This is a genomic window from Candidatus Ruthia magnifica str. Cm (Calyptogena magnifica) (assembly GCF_000015105.1).
Lineage (GTDB): Bacteria > Pseudomonadota > Gammaproteobacteria > PS1 > Pseudothioglobaceae > Ruthia > Ruthia magnifica.
In genome coordinates this window covers 545,228-565,055 of sequence record NC_008610.1, presented here as the reverse complement: position 1 = coordinate 565,055, position 19,828 = coordinate 545,228, and the positions used below count along the sequence as shown (strand labels likewise).

21 protein-coding genes are annotated in these 19,828 nt (G+C 33.5%); 6 read left to right on the top strand and 15 right to left on the bottom strand.

Translation table 11 applies throughout. The annotated features are described in order from the left end of the window. The first annotated feature begins 13 nt into the window (after window positions 1-13). A complete protein-coding gene (locus RMAG_RS02600; protein WP_011737898.1) occupies window positions 14-637 on the top strand; it encodes a MarC family protein in 624 nt (207 codons plus the stop codon). Between the two features lie 301 nt (window positions 638-938). On the opposite strand, the gene RMAG_RS02595 is transcribed toward RMAG_RS02600, so the two are convergent. The 6 genes from RMAG_RS02595 to RMAG_RS02570 all read right to left on the bottom strand — a co-directional run bounded on the left by RMAG_RS02595 (window position 939) and on the right by RMAG_RS02570 (window position 7,075). Continuing rightward, window positions 939-2,228: an aminodeoxychorismate synthase component I gene (locus tag RMAG_RS02595; protein WP_011737897.1), complete on the bottom strand. Its 1,290-nt coding sequence runs from the start codon at window positions 2,226-2,228 to the stop codon at window positions 939-941. 2 nt (window positions 2,229-2,230) lie between these two features. Then, complete coding sequence (locus RMAG_RS02590; protein WP_011737896.1) at window positions 2,231-2,899, bottom strand: tetratricopeptide repeat protein; 669 nt, start codon at window positions 2,897-2,899, stop codon at window positions 2,231-2,233. 6 nt (window positions 2,900-2,905) lie between these two features. After that, complete coding sequence (locus tag RMAG_RS02585; protein WP_011737895.1) at window positions 2,906-3,478, bottom strand: OmpA family protein; 573 nt, start codon at window positions 3,476-3,478, stop codon at window positions 2,906-2,908. Window positions 3,479-3,488: 10 nt separating this feature from the next. Next, window positions 3,489-4,763 (bottom strand): Tol-Pal system beta propeller repeat protein TolB, encoded by a 1,275-nt coding sequence (gene tolB / locus RMAG_RS02580; RefSeq protein ID WP_011737894.1) that lies wholly within the window; start codon window positions 4,761-4,763, stop codon window positions 3,489-3,491. Beyond that, on the bottom strand, window positions 4,760-4,954 hold the full coding sequence (gene iscX, locus RMAG_RS02575) for a Fe-S cluster assembly protein IscX (protein WP_011737893.1): 195 nt from the start codon (window positions 4,952-4,954) through the stop codon (window positions 4,760-4,762). Before iscX ends, tolB begins: the two co-directional genes overlap by 4 nt. Window positions 4,955-5,032: 78 nt before the next feature. Further along, on the bottom strand, window positions 5,033-7,075 hold the full coding sequence (locus RMAG_RS02570; protein WP_235093706.1) for a RelA/SpoT family protein: 2,043 nt from the start codon (window positions 7,073-7,075) through the stop codon (window positions 5,033-5,035). Window positions 7,076-7,232: 157 nt separating this feature from the next. Here RMAG_RS02570 and RMAG_RS02565 point away from each other — a divergent pair, with 157 nt between their 5' ends. Genes RMAG_RS02565 through ssb form a run of 3 tightly spaced genes read left to right on the top strand, consistent with a single transcriptional unit; the run spans window position 7,233 to window position 9,700 of the window. After that, the gene (locus tag RMAG_RS02565) at window positions 7,233-7,994 is read left to right on the top strand and encodes an outer membrane protein assembly factor BamD (protein WP_011737891.1); all 762 of its coding nucleotides are present in this window, start codon (window positions 7,233-7,235) and stop codon (window positions 7,992-7,994) included. A 24-nt stretch (window positions 7,995-8,018) separates the two neighbouring features. After that, the gene (locus RMAG_RS02560) at window positions 8,019-9,194 is read left to right on the top strand and encodes an MFS transporter (RefSeq protein WP_011737890.1); all 1,176 of its coding nucleotides are present in this window, start codon (window positions 8,019-8,021) and stop codon (window positions 9,192-9,194) included. 14 nt (window positions 9,195-9,208) lie between these two features. After that, window positions 9,209-9,700: a single-stranded DNA-binding protein gene (gene ssb, locus RMAG_RS02555; RefSeq protein WP_011737889.1), complete on the top strand. Its 492-nt coding sequence runs from the start codon at window positions 9,209-9,211 to the stop codon at window positions 9,698-9,700. A gap of 11 nt (window positions 9,701-9,711) precedes the next feature. On the opposite strand, the gene RMAG_RS02550 is transcribed toward ssb, so the two are convergent. The 8 genes from RMAG_RS02550 to RMAG_RS02515 form a co-directional block, all read right to left on the bottom strand. Further along, window positions 9,712-10,104: an HIT family protein gene (locus tag RMAG_RS02550; protein ID WP_011737888.1), complete on the bottom strand. Its 393-nt coding sequence runs from the start codon at window positions 10,102-10,104 to the stop codon at window positions 9,712-9,714. Between the two features lie 385 nt (window positions 10,105-10,489). Next, window positions 10,490-10,858, bottom strand: a complete 369-nt coding sequence (locus tag RMAG_RS02540) for a hypothetical protein (RefSeq protein ID WP_011737887.1) — start codon at window positions 10,856-10,858, stop codon at window positions 10,490-10,492. 423 nt (window positions 10,859-11,281) lie between these two features. After that, window positions 11,282-11,704: a transcription antitermination factor NusB gene (gene nusB / locus RMAG_RS02535; RefSeq protein ID WP_011737886.1), complete on the bottom strand. Its 423-nt coding sequence runs from the start codon at window positions 11,702-11,704 to the stop codon at window positions 11,282-11,284. 2 nt (window positions 11,705-11,706) lie between these two features. Beyond that, window positions 11,707-12,210: a 6,7-dimethyl-8-ribityllumazine synthase gene (gene ribH, locus RMAG_RS02530; RefSeq protein WP_011737885.1), complete on the bottom strand. Its 504-nt coding sequence runs from the start codon at window positions 12,208-12,210 to the stop codon at window positions 11,707-11,709. A 10-nt stretch (window positions 12,211-12,220) separates the two neighbouring features. Next, entirely contained in the window at window positions 12,221-13,294 is a 1,074-nt protein-coding gene (ribB, locus tag RMAG_RS02525; RefSeq protein ID WP_011737884.1) for a 3,4-dihydroxy-2-butanone-4-phosphate synthase, read from the bottom strand. Window positions 13,295-13,303: 9 nt separating this feature from the next. Beyond that, window positions 13,304-13,882 carry a riboflavin synthase gene (locus RMAG_RS02520; RefSeq protein WP_011737883.1) on the bottom strand — a complete coding sequence of 193 codons (579 nt, stop codon included), beginning with the start codon at window positions 13,880-13,882 and terminating at the stop codon, window positions 13,304-13,306. Continuing rightward, entirely contained in the window at window positions 13,883-14,026 is a 144-nt protein-coding gene (locus RMAG_RS06245; protein WP_422851293.1) for a YhjD/YihY/BrkB family envelope integrity protein, read from the bottom strand. Window positions 14,027-14,978: 952 nt separating this feature from the next. Continuing rightward, window positions 14,979-16,592, bottom strand: a complete 1,614-nt coding sequence (locus RMAG_RS02515) for an ABC-F family ATPase (protein WP_011737882.1) — start codon at window positions 16,590-16,592, stop codon at window positions 14,979-14,981. Between the two features lie 128 nt (window positions 16,593-16,720). Here RMAG_RS02515 and RMAG_RS02510 point away from each other — a divergent pair, with 128 nt between their 5' ends. Both RMAG_RS02510 and murG read left to right on the top strand, forming a co-directional pair. Further along, window positions 16,721-17,854: an FtsW/RodA/SpoVE family cell cycle protein gene (locus RMAG_RS02510; RefSeq protein ID WP_011737881.1), complete on the top strand. Its 1,134-nt coding sequence runs from the start codon at window positions 16,721-16,723 to the stop codon at window positions 17,852-17,854. Continuing rightward, window positions 17,847-18,863 (top strand): undecaprenyldiphospho-muramoylpentapeptide beta-N-acetylglucosaminyltransferase, encoded by a 1,017-nt coding sequence (gene murG / locus RMAG_RS02505; RefSeq protein ID WP_011737880.1) that lies wholly within the window; start codon window positions 17,847-17,849, stop codon window positions 18,861-18,863. The genes RMAG_RS02510 and murG overlap by 8 nt, the downstream gene beginning before the upstream one ends. Here murG and bioB read toward each other — a convergent pair. Next, window positions 18,826-19,794 carry a biotin synthase BioB gene (gene bioB / locus RMAG_RS02500; protein ID WP_011737879.1) on the bottom strand — a complete coding sequence of 323 codons (969 nt, stop codon included), beginning with the start codon at window positions 19,792-19,794 and terminating at the stop codon, window positions 18,826-18,828. The genes murG and bioB overlap by 38 nt on opposite strands. Between the last annotated feature and the right edge of the window lie 34 nt (window positions 19,795-19,828).

Sequence of the window (19,828 nt, the reverse complement as noted above, 5' to 3'; positions counted from 1 at the left end):
AGGTATTAGAAAAATGAATCTATTATTTGAGCATGCAGTGACAATTTTCATGGCATTTTTTGCCATTATGAATCCTATTGCAAGCACAGCAGTCTTCGCTGGATTAACAAGAAACATGGAAAAACATGAACAAACTAAAGTTGCCATTAAATCTCTCATTATCACCTTTGTTATAATTTTACTATTTTCTGTTTTAGGTAAATCAATTTTCCACCTTTTTGGAATAACTCTTCCTGCATTACGAATAGCTGGAGGTATTTTAGTATTTCTTGTTGGATATCATATGCTTCAAGGAAATGTTTCAAAATTACATACAACTCAAGAAAGTAATCATTCAAATGTAGCCGTATCACCTCTAGCTGTACCACTTCTTGCTGGGCCAGGAACTATTGCAACAGCAATGAATTATTCAGCAGCAGAAGGATGGGGAGAAACTTCTGTAACAATATCTGTATTTGCATTCCTATGTCTCATCACTTTTTTTTGTTTTATTTTTAGTTCGAAAATATTATTAATAATAGGCAGAGATGGGCTTGGTATTGTTACTCGTTTAATGGGTTTGATTTTGGCTGTAATTGGGGTGCAAATGTTGATAGTTGGTATTGATGGTGCTATCTATATTTCGACTGTAAACTAATAAATTTCTAAAAGATATCAAGGAAAACATTAATTACTTAAAAACACTCACATGCCTAATATATTTTTTAAAACAGTATTTTTATATTCAATGTTTAAAGACCTTTTCCTTGATATCTTAGAAAAAATTGAATATGAAATAAGTCATTAATTGATACTTTTACACAAAATAAAACTTAACAAAAAGCTAAGTAAAAGAGTTATATTCAATAAAGATCAAAGGTTTCATTATTGAGCAAGTATGCTTGAATATGATGTAAAAAACAAAAATTCAGAATTAATAAAAAAGTTGAATTTAAGCGTTATGTAAAAATCTGAAGCATACCCCTGGCTTTATGCTTAGTTTCTTGCAGTTCTTGTTTAGCAATAGAATCAAATACAATACCCGCCCCCGCCCTTAAAGTTAATAGATTGTCTTGTTTGCTAATGGTACGAATAAGAATGTTAAAATCCATTTTTCCGTTACTGCTAATATAACCCAGAGAACCTGTATATGCTTGGCGTGGCATTTGTTCAAGTTCTTGAATAATTTGCATACAACGAATTTTAGGACAACCGGTGATGGTACCACCTGGAAATAGTGCGCTGATTAAGTGTTTAATAGTGGTATTTGGCTTGATTTTTCCTTTGATGTTTGAAACAATATGATGCACAAAAGGATAGCTTTCCAACACCATAATTTCATCAACTTTGATACTGCCGTATTCGCACACTCTGCCCAAATCATTACGTTCTAAATCAAGCAGCATAATATGCTCTGCTCGTTCTTTAGGGTGATTGATGAGTTGTTGTTTTAGGCGTTTGTCCTCACTACCTATGCCACGAGGGTGGGTACCTGCAATGGGTCGGGTTTGTATAACGTTACCATCCACACTAAATAGACGCTCTGGAGAGGAGGAAATAATACTAAACGTTTGGAATTGTGCCAGTACGGAGAATGGAGCGGGATTAGTTTTTTTTAATGCTTTGTAAATTTGGGTTGGGGCAATGTCATTAGTTAAATGATATTGCCACTGTCTTGAGAGGTTGACTTGAAAAACATCCCCTGCTTTAATATACTCACGACTTTTTGCTACGCCTGATAAAAATTTACTCCCCTTTTCAGAAAACAAAGTGCCCACTAATTTACGTTCAGGTATGGCTTTTAATTGTCCAATATCTGCTAACACTTGCTCTATTCTATGTTGGTTGTCAAATTGGTCTAATAAATAAGTTTTATGACTGGTATGGTCAATAATAATGGCTGTGGAAATTTGCACGGCAATAGTAATAGGCTGGCCACTTGTGTGCATTATTTGCTTTAAAGTAGGCTCTATTTGCCCAATTAATTCATAAGAAAGATATACAAACCAACCACCAGTAAAGGGTAAGTCGCTGTGAATAAATGGCGTATCAATACTAACAGTGAGCTCGTCTAAAAAATTAAATTCTTCTAAGTGGTTTAGTACAATTTGTTTACCAGGGTGTGCAAATAGTATCGAAAAACGGTTATTAGCATTATGTTTAACACTTTCTAACAAAAATGGATAACGTACAGGGTTAGCGTAAGATAACGCCTCTAAAGTAACATCAGGAATGGGCATAACCTTCATTTTTATTTATTTATTTTTGGCTTAGAAATGATGATTTTACTAAGCAGTTGTTTGGCTCTATTAATTATTTTATGCGATGGAAATTTAACCAGCATTGTGTTTAACAAACTACGTGCTTTATCTTGTTGGTTAAGTTCTATATATACTCTAGCCAACTCAAACAAAGAGTTTGAAAACTTATAGTGTAATGGATTTTGTTTTTGAAATGCAACAAAAGCATTTCTAGCATTGTAAAAATTATCTTTAGCTAAATAAGACTTAGCTAACCAATACTGCACATCTGAAGTGTAATTATTATTTGGATAAGTAGCTAAATATTGTTTAAACAATTTAATAGCTTGATCGTATTGATCCGTCACTAATAAACTGCGTGCTTGCGTATAAATGCGCTTGGCTTTTTGATCATACTCTCTGACTCTAAGCGTGGTTTTTCCAATGGTGGTACTGAATTTTTGATAAGTGATTAAGTTAAATAACTCTTTGATTTTTCCAGTGCTTATTTTTTGCTGTTGTTCTAAAAGCTCAATCTTTCCCAATAAAGATTTATTTTTACGCATCAAGCGCTTTATTTTTTGATTGTGATTCATTACCATCTTATCGGTATTAATGCCTGCACTGACAGGCTGCCAAGCAAAAATACTTAAAAAAGTAATCAAACCAAAATAGTACATTAATCTTTATTGATAAATAAACTCAACACGTCTGTTTTTCTGCCATACATCCTCATCATGTCTTTGCAGTATGGGCTTTTCCTCACCAAAACTAATAACTTTAACTCTTGAAGAAAGATCATACAAGCCTAATATTTCTTTAACACTTAAAGCCCGATTTTCACCCAGTGCTAAGTTATATTCACGTGTACCACGCTCATCTGTGTGCCCTTCTAGACGTAAATTTAGTTCTGGATTGTTACGCATAAAGTTTGCGTGTTTGACGATTTGCTTGGTTGAGTCTTCATCAATCTCAGTGTCATCATAGGAAAAATACAAAACAAAACTAACGTTTGTTTTTCTAAAATCTGCTACAACAACTGGCTCGACAATACTTGATATATCTACACTACTTCTAGAAAACCCTTGCGATTCAAAACTAGATTGATCCACCTCAATAACATTTTCTTGTGTATTTTCCGTCCTGTCTTCAATGACAACAACACTTGGCTTGAACAATACTTTTTTATACAAATCATCCACTGATGAACATGATGACAACAGCACTATTGTTGTTGTTAGAAATATTATTTTTGACATTTAACGCCTCCTATTTTAAATAATGTGACCAATTTGGCTCTCTAACTTCACCTGCTTTGCTAGCCAGTTCAAAAGTTTGACGACCCAATATTGAAACCACAGAAAGTACACTAGAACTACCTTTATTGGTAGCGAATATAATCATACTACCATTTGGTGAAAAAAACGGCGATTCGTCTAATTGATTATTTGTCATAATGGTCAAATTCTTAGTGGCAATATCTAATAAAGCAATACGGTAATCTTTACCTACCCTATGCACCATAGCCAAGCTTTTATCATCAGGTGAAAAAACGGCTTTGGCATTATATCTGCCTTTAAAGGTTGCTCTGTTAATTTTATTAGTTTTTAAATCTTTAATATAAACTTGCACCTGCCCAGAACGGTTGGAGGTGAATACGATTTTATCTCCTTCTGATGAATAGCTTGCCTCAGTATCTATGCCCACATCTGTGGTTAGCCTTGTTAGTTTTTTAGAGGATAATTGATAAGAATAAATATCTTTGTTGCCGTTTTTGGATAGAGTAAGCAAAAGATTTTTTCCATTTGGATGCCAAGATGGTGCTGAGGCAATACCATCAAAATAAGGCAGTTTTTGTGTTTTTCGACGTACAAATGGATATTGGATGAACACTTCTGAGCGAGCGTTTTTAAAAGAAACATAAGCAATTTTATTTTGATCAGGTGACCAAACGGGTGATAAAATAGGTTTCTTAGATTTTAGGATGGTTTGTGGATTTTGCGCATCAGAATCTGATATTTCTAAACGATATTCACGTTCGCCTTTGCCTTTATTGGTAACGGAAATGTAAGCTAAGCGCGTATCAAAAGAGCCTTTTTCGCCTAATAAGACATGATAAATTTGATCAGACAAGTAGTGTGCAATTCTTCTGATACCTCTATTGTGTACGACAAATTTATCTTTATAAAGTATTTTCTTAGAAAAAACATCTAGTAGTTCAATTTCTACATTAAAAACTTTTTTACTGATTTTTTCTAGCTTACCAAGCACAATGGCTTCAATTTTTTTTGCTTTCCATTTATCAAAATTGGGCTTATTATTAATCACATAATTTACACTAGAGGCACTAAATTCACCTGATCGATTAAAGTTATTACGTATAACGTGTGCAATGATTTTGCCTTGATTTGCATCACCTATAACAGAAAAATCAGAAATAACAATGGGAAAAGCGTTTTCATCTTGTTTGAGAATGGTAACTTCTAATACTGTCCAAGCAAGAGTAGTATAAAGTGATAAAATAAGAACAAGCAGTTGCTTCATTCTCTTTCCTCTATCCAGTTCATTTGGATAGCTTCAAGGATTTTTTCACCTGATTTATTTTCATCACCATCAAAACCATCTAGTGCAATTACCATCTGTTTAAGATTAACAAAATTAACAATACTAGGATTAATCCCTGGATGAATCTCATCTAAAGCTATTGCAATATCTAGGGAGTCTGTCCAATTCATAAAAAATACCTTTAGTAAAATCTTAATTTTAACCAAACTAAGGCTTGGTATGGATAAAAATTTAGTAGCTTTTTTAAATCACACTCTACTTACATCTCGAATAAATTTAAGCATCTTTAACTGCACGAAGACCTCATTTAATTGAGTGATATGTGTAACACTAATTACCATATTGAGTGATTTGATAGAATTGTCTTTTTCTTGAATCTCTAAGCACTCAATATTGATATTCATTTTTGAAATAATACTGGCAATAGAGGCAAGTGTGCCTCTGTTGTTGGCAACATTAATATTAATCATTGCTTTAAATTCCTCGTCTTTATCCGTTTGCCAATCAATGTTAAGCCATTGTGCATTTTTGCTCTTAATACGAACCAAGTTAGCACAAATTACTCTATGCACTACCATGCCTTTAGAAGTGCTTAAAACGCCAGCCACTTTATCGCCAGGAATAGGATGACAACAAGAGGCAAAACTAATGGCTTTGCCTTGTGCTTTATGAATGCTAATTTTTTGAATTACATGCTTGGCATTAGTACCTTGCAACTTGTTTAGTGCAACTGATACTAAAATCTCAGAGAGTCCAATTTTCATATACATGTCTTCTTTAGAGTCACAATTTAACGCTTTAAGACATGCTAACCACTGAATCTCATCAATGCCATCTGTGTTTATATTTTGATAATCCAGTGCATTGGTTAATAAATACTCTCCTAGTTGGATTAGTTCAGCAGCAGATTCGTTTTTAAGATACGTTTTAATTGAGGATCTGGCCTTTACAGTAATAGCAATTTGCAACCAAGAAGACCTAGGAGTTGCCTTATCATCAGTGATAATTTCAATGGTTTGTCCTGATTTTAATTCGGTAGAAATGGATGTATTAACTTGGTCAACCTTGGCTTTAAGGGTGTGATTGCCAATACTAGTATGTACCATATAGGCAAAATCAAGCATAGTTGATTTATAAGGTAGCTGAATAATGTCCCCATCTGGGGTAAAAACAAACACCTCGGAAGGAAATAAGTCTGCCTTAGTTTTTTCCAAAAAATCAATAGAAGTACCCGAATTTTGCTGAATATCTAGCAATGAGCCTAACCAGTTATCAGCCAATTCTAATTTATGATTAGAGTTACTCTTATAGTGCCAATGCGCAGCAATCCCATATTCTGAAATAAAATGCATATCAGATGAACGAATTTGCACCTCAATAAAAATTTTATTAGGGCCAAATAGTACTGTATGCAACGACTGATAGCCGTTTGATTTTGGTAGTGCCACATAATCTTTAAACTTACCTGGTAGTGGCTTATATAAATTATGAATAATACCTAGAACTTGATAGCATTGTGCAACATCAGCTACAATAACCCTAAGTGCATACATGTCTAATACCTGAGAAAATTTTAAATGTTTAATTTTCATTTTTTTATAAATACTACAAGGTTGCTTTCTACGACCATTAATTTTAGCATTAGGTATACCTTCTTGATCTAATCGGTTTTTTATTTCAGTTTGGATGTGGCTGATAATTTTCTTACGATTGCCACATTGTTTTTTAATTTGACTGACCAGAACCTTATTACGAAATGGATAAATAATAGCAAAACACAAATTATCAAGTTCAACCCTAATACTATTAAGACCTAAACGACGCGCAATGGGTGCATGTATTTCTACTGTTTCTTTAGCAATTCTAAGTTGCTTATCCCGACGCATGAAGCCAAGTGTTCGCATATTGTGCAAACGATCTGCTAATTTAATTATCATAACACGCATGTCATCACTCATGGCTAAGAACAACTTTCTAAAATTTTGTGCTTGCTTGTCCGTGTTTGAGTGAAATTCTAACCCAGTTAGTTTAGATACACCCTCTACGATATGTGCAATTTCATCACTAAAATCACGCTTAATTTGCTCATAAGTAACCGAAGTATCCTCGATACAATCGTGCAATATTGCCGCAACAATACAATAGTAGTCTAGTTTTAACTCTGCCAAAATCATAGCAACTGATATGGGATGAAACACATAAGCCTCACCCGATTGTCTATATTGACCATCGTGCGCTGTTGCTGCAACAATATAAGCCTGATAAACACCCTCAATCTGTTCTTTAGACATATAATTTTCTAACGTATTACACAGCTCACTAATTAGAATTCTTCTATCAGGCAAATTCATTCAATATAGTTAAATTTAAGGATAAATTTCTACCATTATAATACAACCACATCAGTATAATGCCCTCACATATCTGCAATAAATAATACATTGAGTTATGAAAAAATTATTCATTATTCTACCTTTTTTAACATTATTACTTAATGGTTGTTTTTGGCAAGAAGAGGCCAAAAGAGAATCTATTACCAAAGGTTGGCTGCCAAAAAAATTCTTCGCTCAAGCTAAAGAAGAGGCCTCATCAGGCTCAACAGACAAAGCTATTGAGATTTTTGAACAACTGCAAGCAGCTTACCCTGGCTCAAAATATGCACTACAATCTAAATTAGAAATTGCTTATGCATTGTACAAGAGCAAAGATTACAATCAAGCAATTGATCGCTTAAATAGCTATATTAAGCTTTATCCAGAGCATTTTTCAACCCCATATGCTTATTATTTACGTGGCGCTGTTTCACAAGACAAGTCTCGCTCGTTTTTAGATGACTATCTTACTGATAGCGCCCAACGCGATGTTAATTCAGTGCGTGATGCCTTTAACTACTATCTAGCATTGATTTATAAATTCCCAAAAACTGAATATGCCGAAGAAGCCAAAATCCATTTAGTTATACTTAGAAACATTTTATCAAGACATGAGCTGTTTGTGGCTATTTATTACACCAAAAGAGGGGCTAATATTGCTGCCATCAACCGTACTAAGTTTATCATTGAAAAATATCCAAACACACCTTCAGTACCTGCAGCACTACATTTAATGGCCTATAATTATGACGCTATTAGCGCAAACATACTGGCAAAAGATGCGCGCCGCGTACTAAAGAATAGTTATCCTTTGTACACACCACACTACTCTTTATAGGACTAAGATTCTTAATTTACTTCAATGAACAAACAAGAAAGAGCTTTCGCGTTTAAGATTTCTTTAATCATGGCCACACGTATGCTAGGTTTATTTATGATTTTTCCTATATTTTCAGTTTATGCCAGTGAATATACCAGTACCACGCCTTACTTAATAGGTTTATCTATTGGCATTTATGGCTTAACTCAAGCATTATTACAAATTCCCTTTGGCTATTTATCAGACAAGTATGGTCGAAAACCTATGCTCATTATTGGTCTTATTATCTTTTTTATTGGTAGTGTTGTGGCTGCTAAATCAACAGACATCATAGGCATTGTTATTGGCAGGGCTCTGCAGGGTGCAGGTGCTATTTCAGCGGTATTGATGGCGTTTTTAGCAGATTTTGTTAGTGAAAATCAACACTCTAAAGCCAATGCTTTTGTGGGTGTTCAAATAGGCATAGCCTTTATGTTAGCCTTACTACTAGGCCCTATCATCAGTTCTAATCTGAGCATATCTGGTTTATTTTGGGTGATTGCTTTGCTTTCTGTTATTGCGTTGATCATTGTTAGCACTCTACCCAATGCCAAACCTAAAGAGCAATATTCCTTGTCAATTGCAAACATCAAAAAAGTAATCAATATTGATTTACTACGGCTAGATTTTAGCGTTTTTGCACTACATTTAATTCTAACTTGTGCTTTTATCGCTATACCGATCTTTTTAAGAGAAAACAATATTGTTGAGATTAAAGACAGTTGGCAAATGTATTTACCTATTATTATTTTGTCCTTTATTGGCATGTTGCCAATGATTATTCTGATTTCCAAATATCAAAAAATTAAACCTATATTTTTAAGCGCCATTGCACTACTGATTATCAGTCAAATTTTGTTTTATCAAATACAGCTTACTTATACTTTATTTTTCATCCTTTTAACTTTATTCTTTATTGCTTTTAATACATTAGAAGCCATTCTACCTTCACTCATAGCCTCAAGTGCAAGTTCTGATAAACGCGGCTTAGCAATGGGTTTATACGCTACATCACAGTTTTTAGGTGCATTCGTTGGCGGGATTGTTGGTGGATGGATTTACAACATATCTAATCTAAATAATGTATTCTTACTTACCACATTTATTGCAATTATTTGGTGGATAATTATTCTAATAACAAAGCAAAAAATACCCATAAAACAGGTAACAGAAAATTAATCGGAGCAAAAAAAATGGCAGGAATCAACAAAGTAATTTTAGTAGGCAATTTAGGCCAAGATGTAGAATTGAAATACACCTCTAATGGTAAAGCAGTAACCACTTTATCTGTTGCAACCAGTGAAAGTTGGACAGACAAAAACACAGGGCAAAAGGTTGATAAAACTGAATGGCACCGTGTTAGTTTATTTGGCAAATTAGCTGAGATTGCTAGCCAATACCTACATAAGGGCTCTAAAGTTTACGTTGAAGGTAATTTAAGAACACGTAAATGGCAAGACCAAACTGGTACTAACCGCTACACAACTGAAATAGTTGTTGGTTTTAATGGTACATTACAAATGTTAGATCGTCACGACAATGTTGATATAGGTGGTGGTGCACCTCAAACTCAACAATCAGCATCTTCTACACCTGTACCACAACAACAAACCGCAACAGCGCCAGTCCTAGATCCTATCGCACCTGTTGATAATTCTGAGTTTGATGATGACATTCCTTTTTAAAAAAGGATGTGTTATTTATCTGAATTACTCCAATAATCAGCTTTATTTGAAATCACCCAGCGCACACCACCTTTAGGATTTTTAACATCATTTTTATATCTAGGAATCATGTGCACATGTAAATGCATAATACTTTGCCCAGCTACTTCACCATTATTCATACCAATGTTAAAACCATCTGGAGAAAACTCCTCATCAAGAATCAATTTTGATTTTTGAATGGCTTTGGCAATTGCATTTTGCTCTTGTTCGGTAATATCAAAATAAGTAGCAACATGTCTTTTAGGGACAATCAACGTATGTCCAGGAGAAACAGGATAAGAGTCTAAAAACGTAATGGTTAAATCACATTGTCCAATAATTCTTTCTTCACTCAATTGACAAAATAAACAATTTATATCCATTTTTTATTATTCTAAGCTAATATTAATAAACATAATGTTTTGGGCAAATTAGACAATAAAAAACCGGTATAGCCAGTTTTACTATGAAATTGATGCTGAAAGGCTCGTCACTTTCTGTTTCAACGATTACTGTAATTTCTTGGTTGTAGACATAATTCCAAAGGTTTGTTATTCATTACTTCAACGGGATTGTTAAAACTATTGCCGTTCCAGGGTGTGTTGTTTCCAAAATTTATAGGAATATTACTATTCCAATTAATACCCCAATTTGCAGTAGCATTAAGTTTCAATGTTAGCAAGAAAACTGTCATTATTTTCTCACTCCTTAATTATTAATCAATCGTCATTAAAAACCTAATGCCTGATTTTAACCATAACTTTTATACTATCTTGCTATTGGTACTACTGGCATAGTCATTTCAGGTGCAACACCAGGTCCCCATGGGGTATTTACATAACCATTAGGTGCGAAACCATAACCATTACGACCATAACCATTACGACCATAACCATAATAGTTGTTGTTGTTCCAACCGTTATTATCAAATTCATCAAACATATTACCCATTTCTTCTGCATACCAACGAGGATCCCAAAAATCATATGGGTTGTAGCCAAATATGCCATTATCTTCTTGATAGCCATAAGCGTTATAATTGTTGTAACCATTACCCCATGGGGTATTGTTGCTACTCCAAAATGCATTCGCACTTAAAGTGGATGTCAATAGCACTATTGTAAAAATCTTTTTCATTGTCATATCTCCATTTAATTAATTCAATTTATATTATAACATAATAATATATTTATGCAAATTAAGCTTTAAATTTAAAAAGGTGAGGATCATCTAAATATCGATAATCAACATAAAGTTTTGGCAACTCAAGGTTGTTCTACTGGTACATGATTAGGATTAGTAAACAACATGGTTTACAGGTACCTCATACATCCAAAAGTATTTTAAATAAGTTTAACAAAAATGATTTATCCACTTAACATCAAAAAAATAGTATTTCTTTCAAATACGGCTTACTCAGGATTTATAGATATATCAAAAAAGATAAGAAAGTATACATATTAATATCTAACAAGTGCTGTTAGGAGATTATCAATCTAAAACTAGGTTCTTTATTGTAAAGCCTATTAACTAAGATATCAAAGTATAACCTTTGAGTATCTATTCGTCTATTCTAGGTTGTAGTGTTTGAGCCAGTTTGTCCAATGAAACGTTAATAAGTTTATGCGCACCCTCTGCACCGTACAGTTTTGCCAATTCAAGTGATTCATTAATCACGATTTTATAAGGCACTCCTGGGCTAAATTTGAGCTCAAAAGCGCCTAGATATAAAATAGCGTGTTCAACAGCGCCTAGTTGTTCAGTTTCTCGGTTAATGGTAGGTGCGATAATCTCATCTAGTAAAGATTTATTTTTTAGAATATTGATGAATAAATTTGAAAAGAAAGCTTTTGAGATTTTGCCTTGTTTTTGGTTTAAAAATTGTTGTTCAATTTGCAATATTTCTCCACCTGATACTAGATATTGATATAGAGCTTGTACTACGCGCTCTCGAGAGCGTTGCTTTGAGGTTTTAAAGGTCATGGTTAAAAAGTTTGAGTGTCTACTTGTTGCATTAAATAGAGCATTTCAATCATTGCCATGGTTGCCTTTTCACCTTTGTTACCCTTATAACCACCAGCTCTACCGATGGTTTGCTCCATGTTATTTGTAGTAAGTATACCAAAAGCAGTGGGGATTTCATATTGATAAGAAACATCTGACACGCCACGAGCACATTCGTTACAAACAAACTCAAAATGCGGGGTTTCACCATTGATAATTGCACCTAAAGCCACAATACCATCGTATAAATTTTTGTTACTTAGTTTTTGACTTGCTAATTTTTTAGCCAATAACGGAATTTCAAATGCACCAGGGACGTAAAACACATTGATATTATTGGCATTAATGCCATATTTAGCTAAGGTTTCTTGTGCTGCTGATAATAGCTTGTCACCAATATCTTGGTAAAAATAACCCACGATAATCGCAACTTTTGCTTTTGCAAGAAAATTGTTATTTCCGTTTTTATTAAATTTAAATTTCATTATTATTCCTTTACTTGCTGGTGTCTATGTATTCAGTTACTTCTAAACCAAAGCCTTTTAAGCCATAAAGCTTTCTATGACTGCCTAAAATTTTCATTCTTTTAATGCCAAGGTCAGATAAGATTTGTGCACCAACGCCATATGTTTTGATATCATCACGAATATTGCCATTAACGTTGTCAATATTTTCTAAAATACTTTGGTCGGTTTGCATTCTAAGTAGCAATAAAACACCACTATCTAATTTAGCAATGTACTTTAATGCAGCGATAACGCTAAAACTGTTTGACTTTTCTTGTAACACATCCTTAAAAGCATCTTCCATGTGTACACGCACGCAAGTATCAGTATTACTGCTAATTTTTCCTTTAATCAAGGCTAAGTGAGTTTCATTGTGAATACTATCAAGAAATGAAATTAATCTAAAAATGGCAAATTCAGTTTTAAATTCACGTTCATTAATACGTTCGATGGTTTTTTCGTTTTCAACTCGATAAGAAATTAAATCTTCAATCGTACCTAATTTAATGTCGTGTTTTTTGGCAAAAATTTCTAAATCATCACGTCGAGCCATTGAACCATCTTCATTGAGGATTTCAACAATCACACTGGCTGGTTCAAGTCCTGCAAGGCGTGCTAAATCACACCCTGCTTCTGTGTGTCCTGCTCGAATTAAAACCCCACCTGGTTGTGACATAAGTGGGAAAATATGCCCTGGTTGTACAATATCATCAGGTTTAGCATCTTTTGCCACTGCATCAAGTATTGTTTTAGCTCTGTCTGCTGCTGAAATACCTGTGGTTACACCTTCTACCGCCTCAATTGAAATGGTAAAGTTAGTACCATTCGTATCATTATTTTGCGCGACCATAAGTGATAAATTAAGCTGTTTACAGCGCTCTTGTGTTAAGGTTAAGCAAATCAAACCGCGACCATGAGTCGCCATGAAATTAATATCTTCTTTAGTAACAGTTGTAGCAGGGATTATTAAATCCCCTTCATTTTCACGATCTTCATCATCCATTAGGATAATCATTTTGCCTTGGCTATAGTCTTTTAAAATTTCTTCAATACTAGATTTCATAACTAATTTTTAATGATGTAATAATTGTTCAAGGTATCTGACGATAATGTCAACTTCAAGATTAACTTCGTTATTTATTTTCAATCCACCTAATGTTGTGGCTTTTAGTGTGTACGGCACAATGTTGATATCAAACACGCAATCGTTAATATTATTGACTGTTAAACTCACACCGTTAATACAAATAGAACCTTTTTTAGAGATGTATTTTATCAAATTCTTAGGCGTACTAATTTTAAAACGTGTTGATTCACCTTCAATAAATCGATCAACAACTTTAGCAATACCGTCAACATGGCCACTGACCAAATGCCCATCAATGCCTTGATTAAGCCTTAGTGCTTTTTCAAGGTTAACTGAATTGTTAATACCTAAGTGATTAAAAATTGTATACCTGAATGTTTCTTGTGAAATGTCGGCTTTAAAATAATCATCACCTATCTCAATAGCGGTTAAACACACTCCATTCACAGAAATACTGTCGCCAATTTTAACCTCGTTAAAAAACGAACCTTGTGCCTCAAAACAAAATACGCCTGCCTTGATACTTTTAATCTTACCAACGATTTGAATAATACCTGTAAACATTTATTGATTCTTTGTCTGATGAAAGCAAAAACTGCTACTTGCACCAAATAACACCACAACCCAAGAAAAATATATCCAAAGTATAAATAACAATAGCATGGATAATGCACCATAAATCACTTCATAAAAAGAAAAATAGTTGATATAAATTAACAGTATTCATTTTAAAACCTTTAAAAAAATGTAGTAACAAAACTAGATTTAATCATATTTTTGAATGATACTTTTTCATTTAGAATAAAATAATACAACAAGCTTAACCCAATGGCTGAAAGAATAATTGGCAAACTTGATATAAAAAATACCGCCAATCCGTATAAAAACAAATAATTTTGACACGCTTAAATAAGAACTCATCAATAAAGACGTGACTAAAAATAAAAGACCTAACACCAAAGTTAGCATTGAAACAATGGCAAACAAAGTTGAAAATGTCAATACAGTTACCGAATCAAAACTTTTTTAATTTTAAATGGTGAAAGGTTAATATTAGAATACACATTCTATTTTATAGCGATATTCCAGAAAATCCTTTACCTCAATTATTTTAACTTTTTTTGTCTTCTCATTCATCATTTTTATGTTCCAAAATATCGTCAACTATTTTTAATTTTATCAACAGCTTAATAGTATTCATTGATTAAATTACCAATACTTCTGTTGTATCTTCTTTTTTATATTTATAATCTTAATATCATGACTGCCATTTTTAGCTCGTTCATCCACTCTTTGAATTTGATAAATCAACATTAGTAAATACAAATAAATAAGCTCAATATTCCATTCTTGTTGTTTTTATTGATTAATAATTTTTACCCACAAGTATAGTTTCAATTTCAAAACTATTACACTGTTTGATGTTATGATCATTTTTTTTAGGCATTAATTTTGTTTCTAAAAATTGCTTAATATTAACATTGGTTAGCGATAAATACAGTATCAAAGTTTTTTCCTGAACCATTAATACCTACTATGATTGTAAAAATTGAATTGTCTTGCATTATTTAATTCCTTTGATAATCGTATTTTAACCCTAACTATTCGCTCTATTTTATCAAAAAGTTAAAAATAATTATATCAAACACTAACAAACTCTTTATTTTTTATTGCCCAAGTAGTCCTCATAATTACCAGAATAATAATGCATACTATCCTCTTTGAGTTCTATCACCTTGGTAGACAGTGAAGAAACAAATTCTCTATCATGGCTAACAAAAATTAAAGTGCCTTTGTAATTATCCAGTGCTAGATTAAGGGCTTCGATAGACTCCATATCAAGATGGTTGGTAGGCTCATCCATCACTAATACATTGGGGTTTTGTAGCATGAGTTTGCCAAATAGCATTCTGCCTTTCTCTCCACCAGAAAGTGACTTAATACTCTTTCCAATGTCTTCTTTACCAAATAACATTTTACCCAGTACTGCACGCATTGCCTGTATGTTGTCTTTTTCACTTTTGAATTGACTCATCCAATCAAGTACATTCATATCAGTTTCAAAATCTTTACTATGATCCTGTGCATAATAACCAATGTTAATATTTTCACTCCACTTAATTTTTCCTTTATCGGGCTTGATTTCACCAACCAAAGTACGCAGTAATGTGGTTTTACCAATACCATTTTGACCAATAATGGCAATGCGATCACCCACCTCAAACAAGAAACTAATGTCTTTTAAAACCTCAAGTTTATTATCTTTTTCAGTATCTCCTTGAAGAGTGAAGCTTTTAAACAAACCTTCGACTTCTAATACATTTCTGTGTAACTTAGTTTCTTGATTGAAAATAATATAAGGACTTATCCTTGAAGAGGGTCTAATATCGTCCAGTATAATTTTATCTAATTGTTTTAATCTTGAAGTGGCTTGTTTAGATTTAGAGGCGTTGGCTGAAAAACGAGAAACAAAATGCTTAAGTTCTTTGATTTTGGCTTCTTTTTTAGCATTGTCAGTTTGCATTTTTTCTTGAATAGCGGTTGATGCAATCATAAAATCATCGTAATTACCAGGGAAGATATTAAGCGCACCATAGTCTAAATCAGACATGTGTGTACATACGCCATTTAAAAAGTGTCTATCATGGGAGATGATAACCATTGTCGCCTTGCGTTCTTTTAATACGCCTTCTAGCCAACGAATTGAGTTAATATCTAAATTATTTGTTGGCTCATCAAGTAATAGAATTTCTGGATTTGAAAACAGTGCCTGAGCCAGCAAAATACGTAATTTCCAACCTGGTGCAATTTCACTCATCAACCCATAATGTTGCTCTTCTGGGATATCCAAGCCTAATAACAACTCACTGGCAGAAGACTCCGCCATATAGCCATCCATTTCTGCAAATTGCATTTCAAGTTCTGCAACCTTGATACCATCTTTCTCACTCATTTCAGGCAAAGCGTAAATTCTATCCCTTTCTTTTTTAATTTCCCATAATTCACTATGGCCCATAATCACCATATCAATCACACGAAAATTCTCAAAAGCAAACTGGTCTTGGCGAAGAACACCCAAACGCTCTCCATTACTAATATGAATGGTGCCATTACTAGGCGTAAGTTCACCCGTCAAAATTTTCATAAAAATTGACTTACCGCAACCATTCGCACCAATTAAACCATATCGGTTGCCACCTTGAAATTTAATAGAGATATTTTCAAATAAAAGTTTTTCACCAAACTGCATGGTGATATTGGCAGTAGAAATCATAAGTTTGTTGTTTTTACAAAACAAATATTATCCCATAATAGTAACACAGTTCTTAACTAATATGAATAAATCCACTCTTGAGCGTATAATTCGAATGGCTTAGAAAATAATAAAATTATTAATCTCTCATGTTTGAAAAAACTGGACAACTACCTGATAAAAATCTACTTTTTGCAATTTTTGCACTACTAACCTTTGGCTGGATATTGTCTTTTTCTGCCTCGCTTGGACATTTTAATAGTTATGCTTACTTTATAAAACAAACTGTTTTTATTATCTTAGGTTTAAGCCTTGGTTACACTGTGCTTAAAATTCCCTTATATTTTTATAAAAATCACTCTAAATTATTTTTTATAATTACGCTGATATGCCTAGCGTTGGTGTTTTTACCAGAACCTATCGGTAAAACTGTCAAGGGTTCAACACGCTGGATTAATTTTGTTCTGTTTAAGTTTCAACCTTCTGAGATGATGAAATTGGTGATGATTTTATTCATGGCAGGCTTTTTGGTTAGACAAGAAAAGGATTTAAGAAAACCTTATATGGGCTTTATTAAAACACTTATTATCATTGGTTCATCAAGTTTTTTGTCATTACTAGAGCCAGATTTAGGTGCAACTTTTATTATTTCTGCAACTGCTTTTGCTATGCTACTAACTGCTGGTGTTTACTTAAAACAATTATTCATAGTCGGTGCAAGCGTTATTACTATTTTTATTACTATTCTTTTTCAAATTCCCAATCGAGTTGAAAGACTAATTTCTTTTTGGCGAGAAGATTTATGGCTTAACGAATCTGAAAAAGTATGGCAAACTAAACAAGCATTAATCGGTATCGCTAGAGGTGATTGGACTGGTGTTGGACTAGGCAATGGCATTCAAAAATACACCAAACTACCCGAGCCACATACCGATATGATTTTTGCTATTATTGGTGAAGAAATAGGCATTATTGGTATGTGGTTTGTGTTGTTTGCCTTTGCTTACATTGTTCTTAAAGGGTTTAAAATTGCCAAAAATGCGCTTAAAAATAATCGCAAATATAGCTCTTATGTTGGCTTTGGTATTTGTACTTGGCTAAGTATGCAATTTAGCGTTAATATCGCCATGAATCTTGGCTTAATTCCACCAAAAGGGTTTACTTTGCCATTGATCAGTTATGGTGGGTCAAGTATGATATTTACACTGATATCACTGGCTATATTGCTCAGAATTGATATGGAAAATCGCTGTGAATACTCTAAACAAAAACACTATGTCTAAAAAAATTCTCATTATGGCTGGCGGCACTGGAGGACATATATTTCCTGCACTTGCCATTGCCAATGAGCTTAAAAATCACTCAACTCATATTCAATGGTTGGGCTCAAATGTTGGTATAGAAAACGAAATCGTACCTAAACACAACATTAAGCTACACACAGTGAATAGTGTTGGCTTGCGTGGTAAAAGCGTTGTTAGCCTAATAAAAGCACTTTTTTTACTTAGTTACGCTACGTTGCAAATAATGGGCATTTTTCTAAAATTTAAACCTAATATTGTGCTTGGCATGGGTGGTTTTACCTCTGGTATTGGTGGCTTAGTGGCTTGTATTTTTAGAATACCACTGGTGATTCATGAACAGAACTCTATATCAGGAACAACCAACAAAATACTCAACAAAATAGCTAAAAAAACTTTTCAAGCATTTGATGATACTTTTATTAAAAGCGCCACCACTTCTGGTAATCCTATCGCGTTCAGTTCTGTTGACAAACAAACTAATAACAAAAAATTAAACTTATTAATCATCGGTGGCTCTTTAGGCTCAAAGCCTATTAATGATATCTCCACACAGCTTAATATTAATATTAATATTTGGCATCAAACTGGAAGGCTGCATTTTGATGCAGTTAAAGCTCAGTATAAAAACAACGTTGTGAAAGTAACCGAATTTATTAAAGATATGGCAAACGCTTATGCTTGGGCAGACGTTGTACTTTGTAGAGCAGGTGCAATGACAGTATCAGAATTGATGCTGTCAGCCACGCCTAGTATTTTAATCCCACTGCCTCATGCCATTGATAATCATCAATTTTACAATGCCAAGATTTTAGCAGATAGCAACGCTGGCATACTGATTGAACAAAAAGATTTAACGATTGAATTGTTAGAAAAAACTTTGCTCAATATTAACAAAAATCAAATTAAACAAATGTCTACTAATGCACTCAAACTTGCCAAGCCCAATGCAGCTAAACAGATTGTAAATTATTTACTTTCTTTTGATTAATCCCTAGCCTTGCAAATAAATCTTTGTCGCTGTTTATATTTGGATTATCAGTGGTAAGTAATTGTTCGCCATAAAAGATAGAATTAGCGCCTGCAAAAAAACAAAGTGCTTGCATAGCCTCACCCATTTTAGTGCGCCCCGCTGATAAACGTACAACTGATTTTGGCATCATGATTCGTGCTACTGCAATAGTGCGTACAAACTCACTTTCTGTTGGTGGTTCAATATTTTCAAAAGGCGTGCCTGGAATTGGTACTAATAAATTAAATGGTACACTGTCTGGATGTGTTCTTAAATTAGACAATGACCTAAGCATAGAAGCGCGATCAGTCTGACTTTCATCCAAGCCTAAAATACCACCACTACAAACATGAATATTAGCATTTTGTACTGACTCTAAAGTGTTCAAACGATCTTGAAAATTACGCGTAGTGACCACATTTGAATAGTGTTCTTTTGAGGTGTCAATATTATGATTGTAATAATCTAAGCCTGCTTCTTTTAAGATAAATGCCTGTTCTTGAGTCAACATACCCAAGGTTACGCATGTTTCCATACCCATGGTTTTAACACCTTGAATCATTAATATGACTTTAGCTAGACTCTTATCAGTAGGATTTCGCCATGCAGCACCCATGCAAAACCGCGTGGCACCTATATCTTGCGCCTCTTTAGCTTGCTGAAGAACCAAATCAATTTCCATCAATTTTTCACGTTCAAGACCTGTATCATATTTAGAGCTTTGTGAACAATATGAACAATCTTCTGGACACGCACCAGTTTTGATATTTAATAATGAACTAACTTGAATTTGATTAGGATCAAAATTCTGTCTATGAATTCTGTGCGCTTGAAATAATAAATCATTAAAAGGTAATGAAAATAGTATCTCAACCTCTTTTAAAGTCCAATCGTTTCTTAATTCTTCCATAATAAAGTTAGTGTAAAATTTATTATCGGTGTTT

Coding starts and splice junctions, on each gene's coding strand:
- RMAG_RS02600 (WP_011737898.1), top strand. CDS start 14: ATGAATCTATTATTTGAGCATGCAGTGACAATTTTCATGGCATTTTTT.
- RMAG_RS02595 (WP_011737897.1), bottom strand. CDS start 2,228: ATGAAGGTTATGCCCATTCCTGATGTTACTTTAGAGGCGTTATCTTAC.
- RMAG_RS02590 (WP_011737896.1), bottom strand. CDS start 2,899: ATGTACTATTTTGGTTTGATTACTTTTTTAAGTATTTTTGCTTGGCAG.
- RMAG_RS02585 (WP_011737895.1), bottom strand. CDS start 3,478: ATGTCAAAAATAATATTTCTAACAACAACAATAGTGCTGTTGTCATCA.
- tolB (WP_011737894.1), bottom strand. CDS start 4,763: ATGAAGCAACTGCTTGTTCTTATTTTATCACTTTATACTACTCTTGCT.
- iscX (WP_011737893.1), bottom strand. CDS start 4,954: ATGAATTGGACAGACTCCCTAGATATTGCAATAGCTTTAGATGAGATT.
- RMAG_RS02570 (WP_235093706.1), bottom strand. CDS start 7,075: ATGTCTAAAGAACAGATTGAGGGTGTTTATCAGGCTTATATTGTTGCA.
- RMAG_RS02565 (WP_011737891.1), top strand. CDS start 7,233: ATGAAAAAATTATTCATTATTCTACCTTTTTTAACATTATTACTTAAT.
- RMAG_RS02560 (WP_011737890.1), top strand. CDS start 8,019: ATGAACAAACAAGAAAGAGCTTTCGCGTTTAAGATTTCTTTAATCATG.
- ssb (WP_011737889.1), top strand. CDS start 9,209: ATGGCAGGAATCAACAAAGTAATTTTAGTAGGCAATTTAGGCCAAGAT.
- RMAG_RS02550 (WP_011737888.1), bottom strand. CDS start 10,104: ATGGATATAAATTGTTTATTTTGTCAATTGAGTGAAGAAAGAATTATT.
- RMAG_RS02540 (WP_011737887.1), bottom strand. CDS start 10,858: ATGAAAAAGATTTTTACAATAGTGCTATTGACATCCACTTTAAGTGCG.
- nusB (WP_011737886.1), bottom strand. CDS start 11,704: ATGACCTTTAAAACCTCAAAGCAACGCTCTCGAGAGCGCGTAGTACAA.
- ribH (WP_011737885.1), bottom strand. CDS start 12,210: ATGAAATTTAAATTTAATAAAAACGGAAATAACAATTTTCTTGCAAAA.
- ribB (WP_011737884.1), bottom strand. CDS start 13,294: ATGAAATCTAGTATTGAAGAAATTTTAAAAGACTATAGCCAAGGCAAA.
- RMAG_RS02520 (WP_011737883.1), bottom strand. CDS start 13,882: ATGTTTACAGGTATTATTCAAATCGTTGGTAAGATTAAAAGTATCAAG.
- RMAG_RS02515 (WP_011737882.1), bottom strand. CDS start 16,592: ATGATTTCTACTGCCAATATCACCATGCAGTTTGGTGAAAAACTTTTA.
- RMAG_RS02510 (WP_011737881.1), top strand. CDS start 16,721: ATGTTTGAAAAAACTGGACAACTACCTGATAAAAATCTACTTTTTGCA.
- murG (WP_011737880.1), top strand. CDS start 17,847: ATGTCTAAAAAAATTCTCATTATGGCTGGCGGCACTGGAGGACATATA.
- bioB (WP_011737879.1), bottom strand. CDS start 19,794: ATGGAAGAATTAAGAAACGATTGGACTTTAAAAGAGGTTGAGATACTA.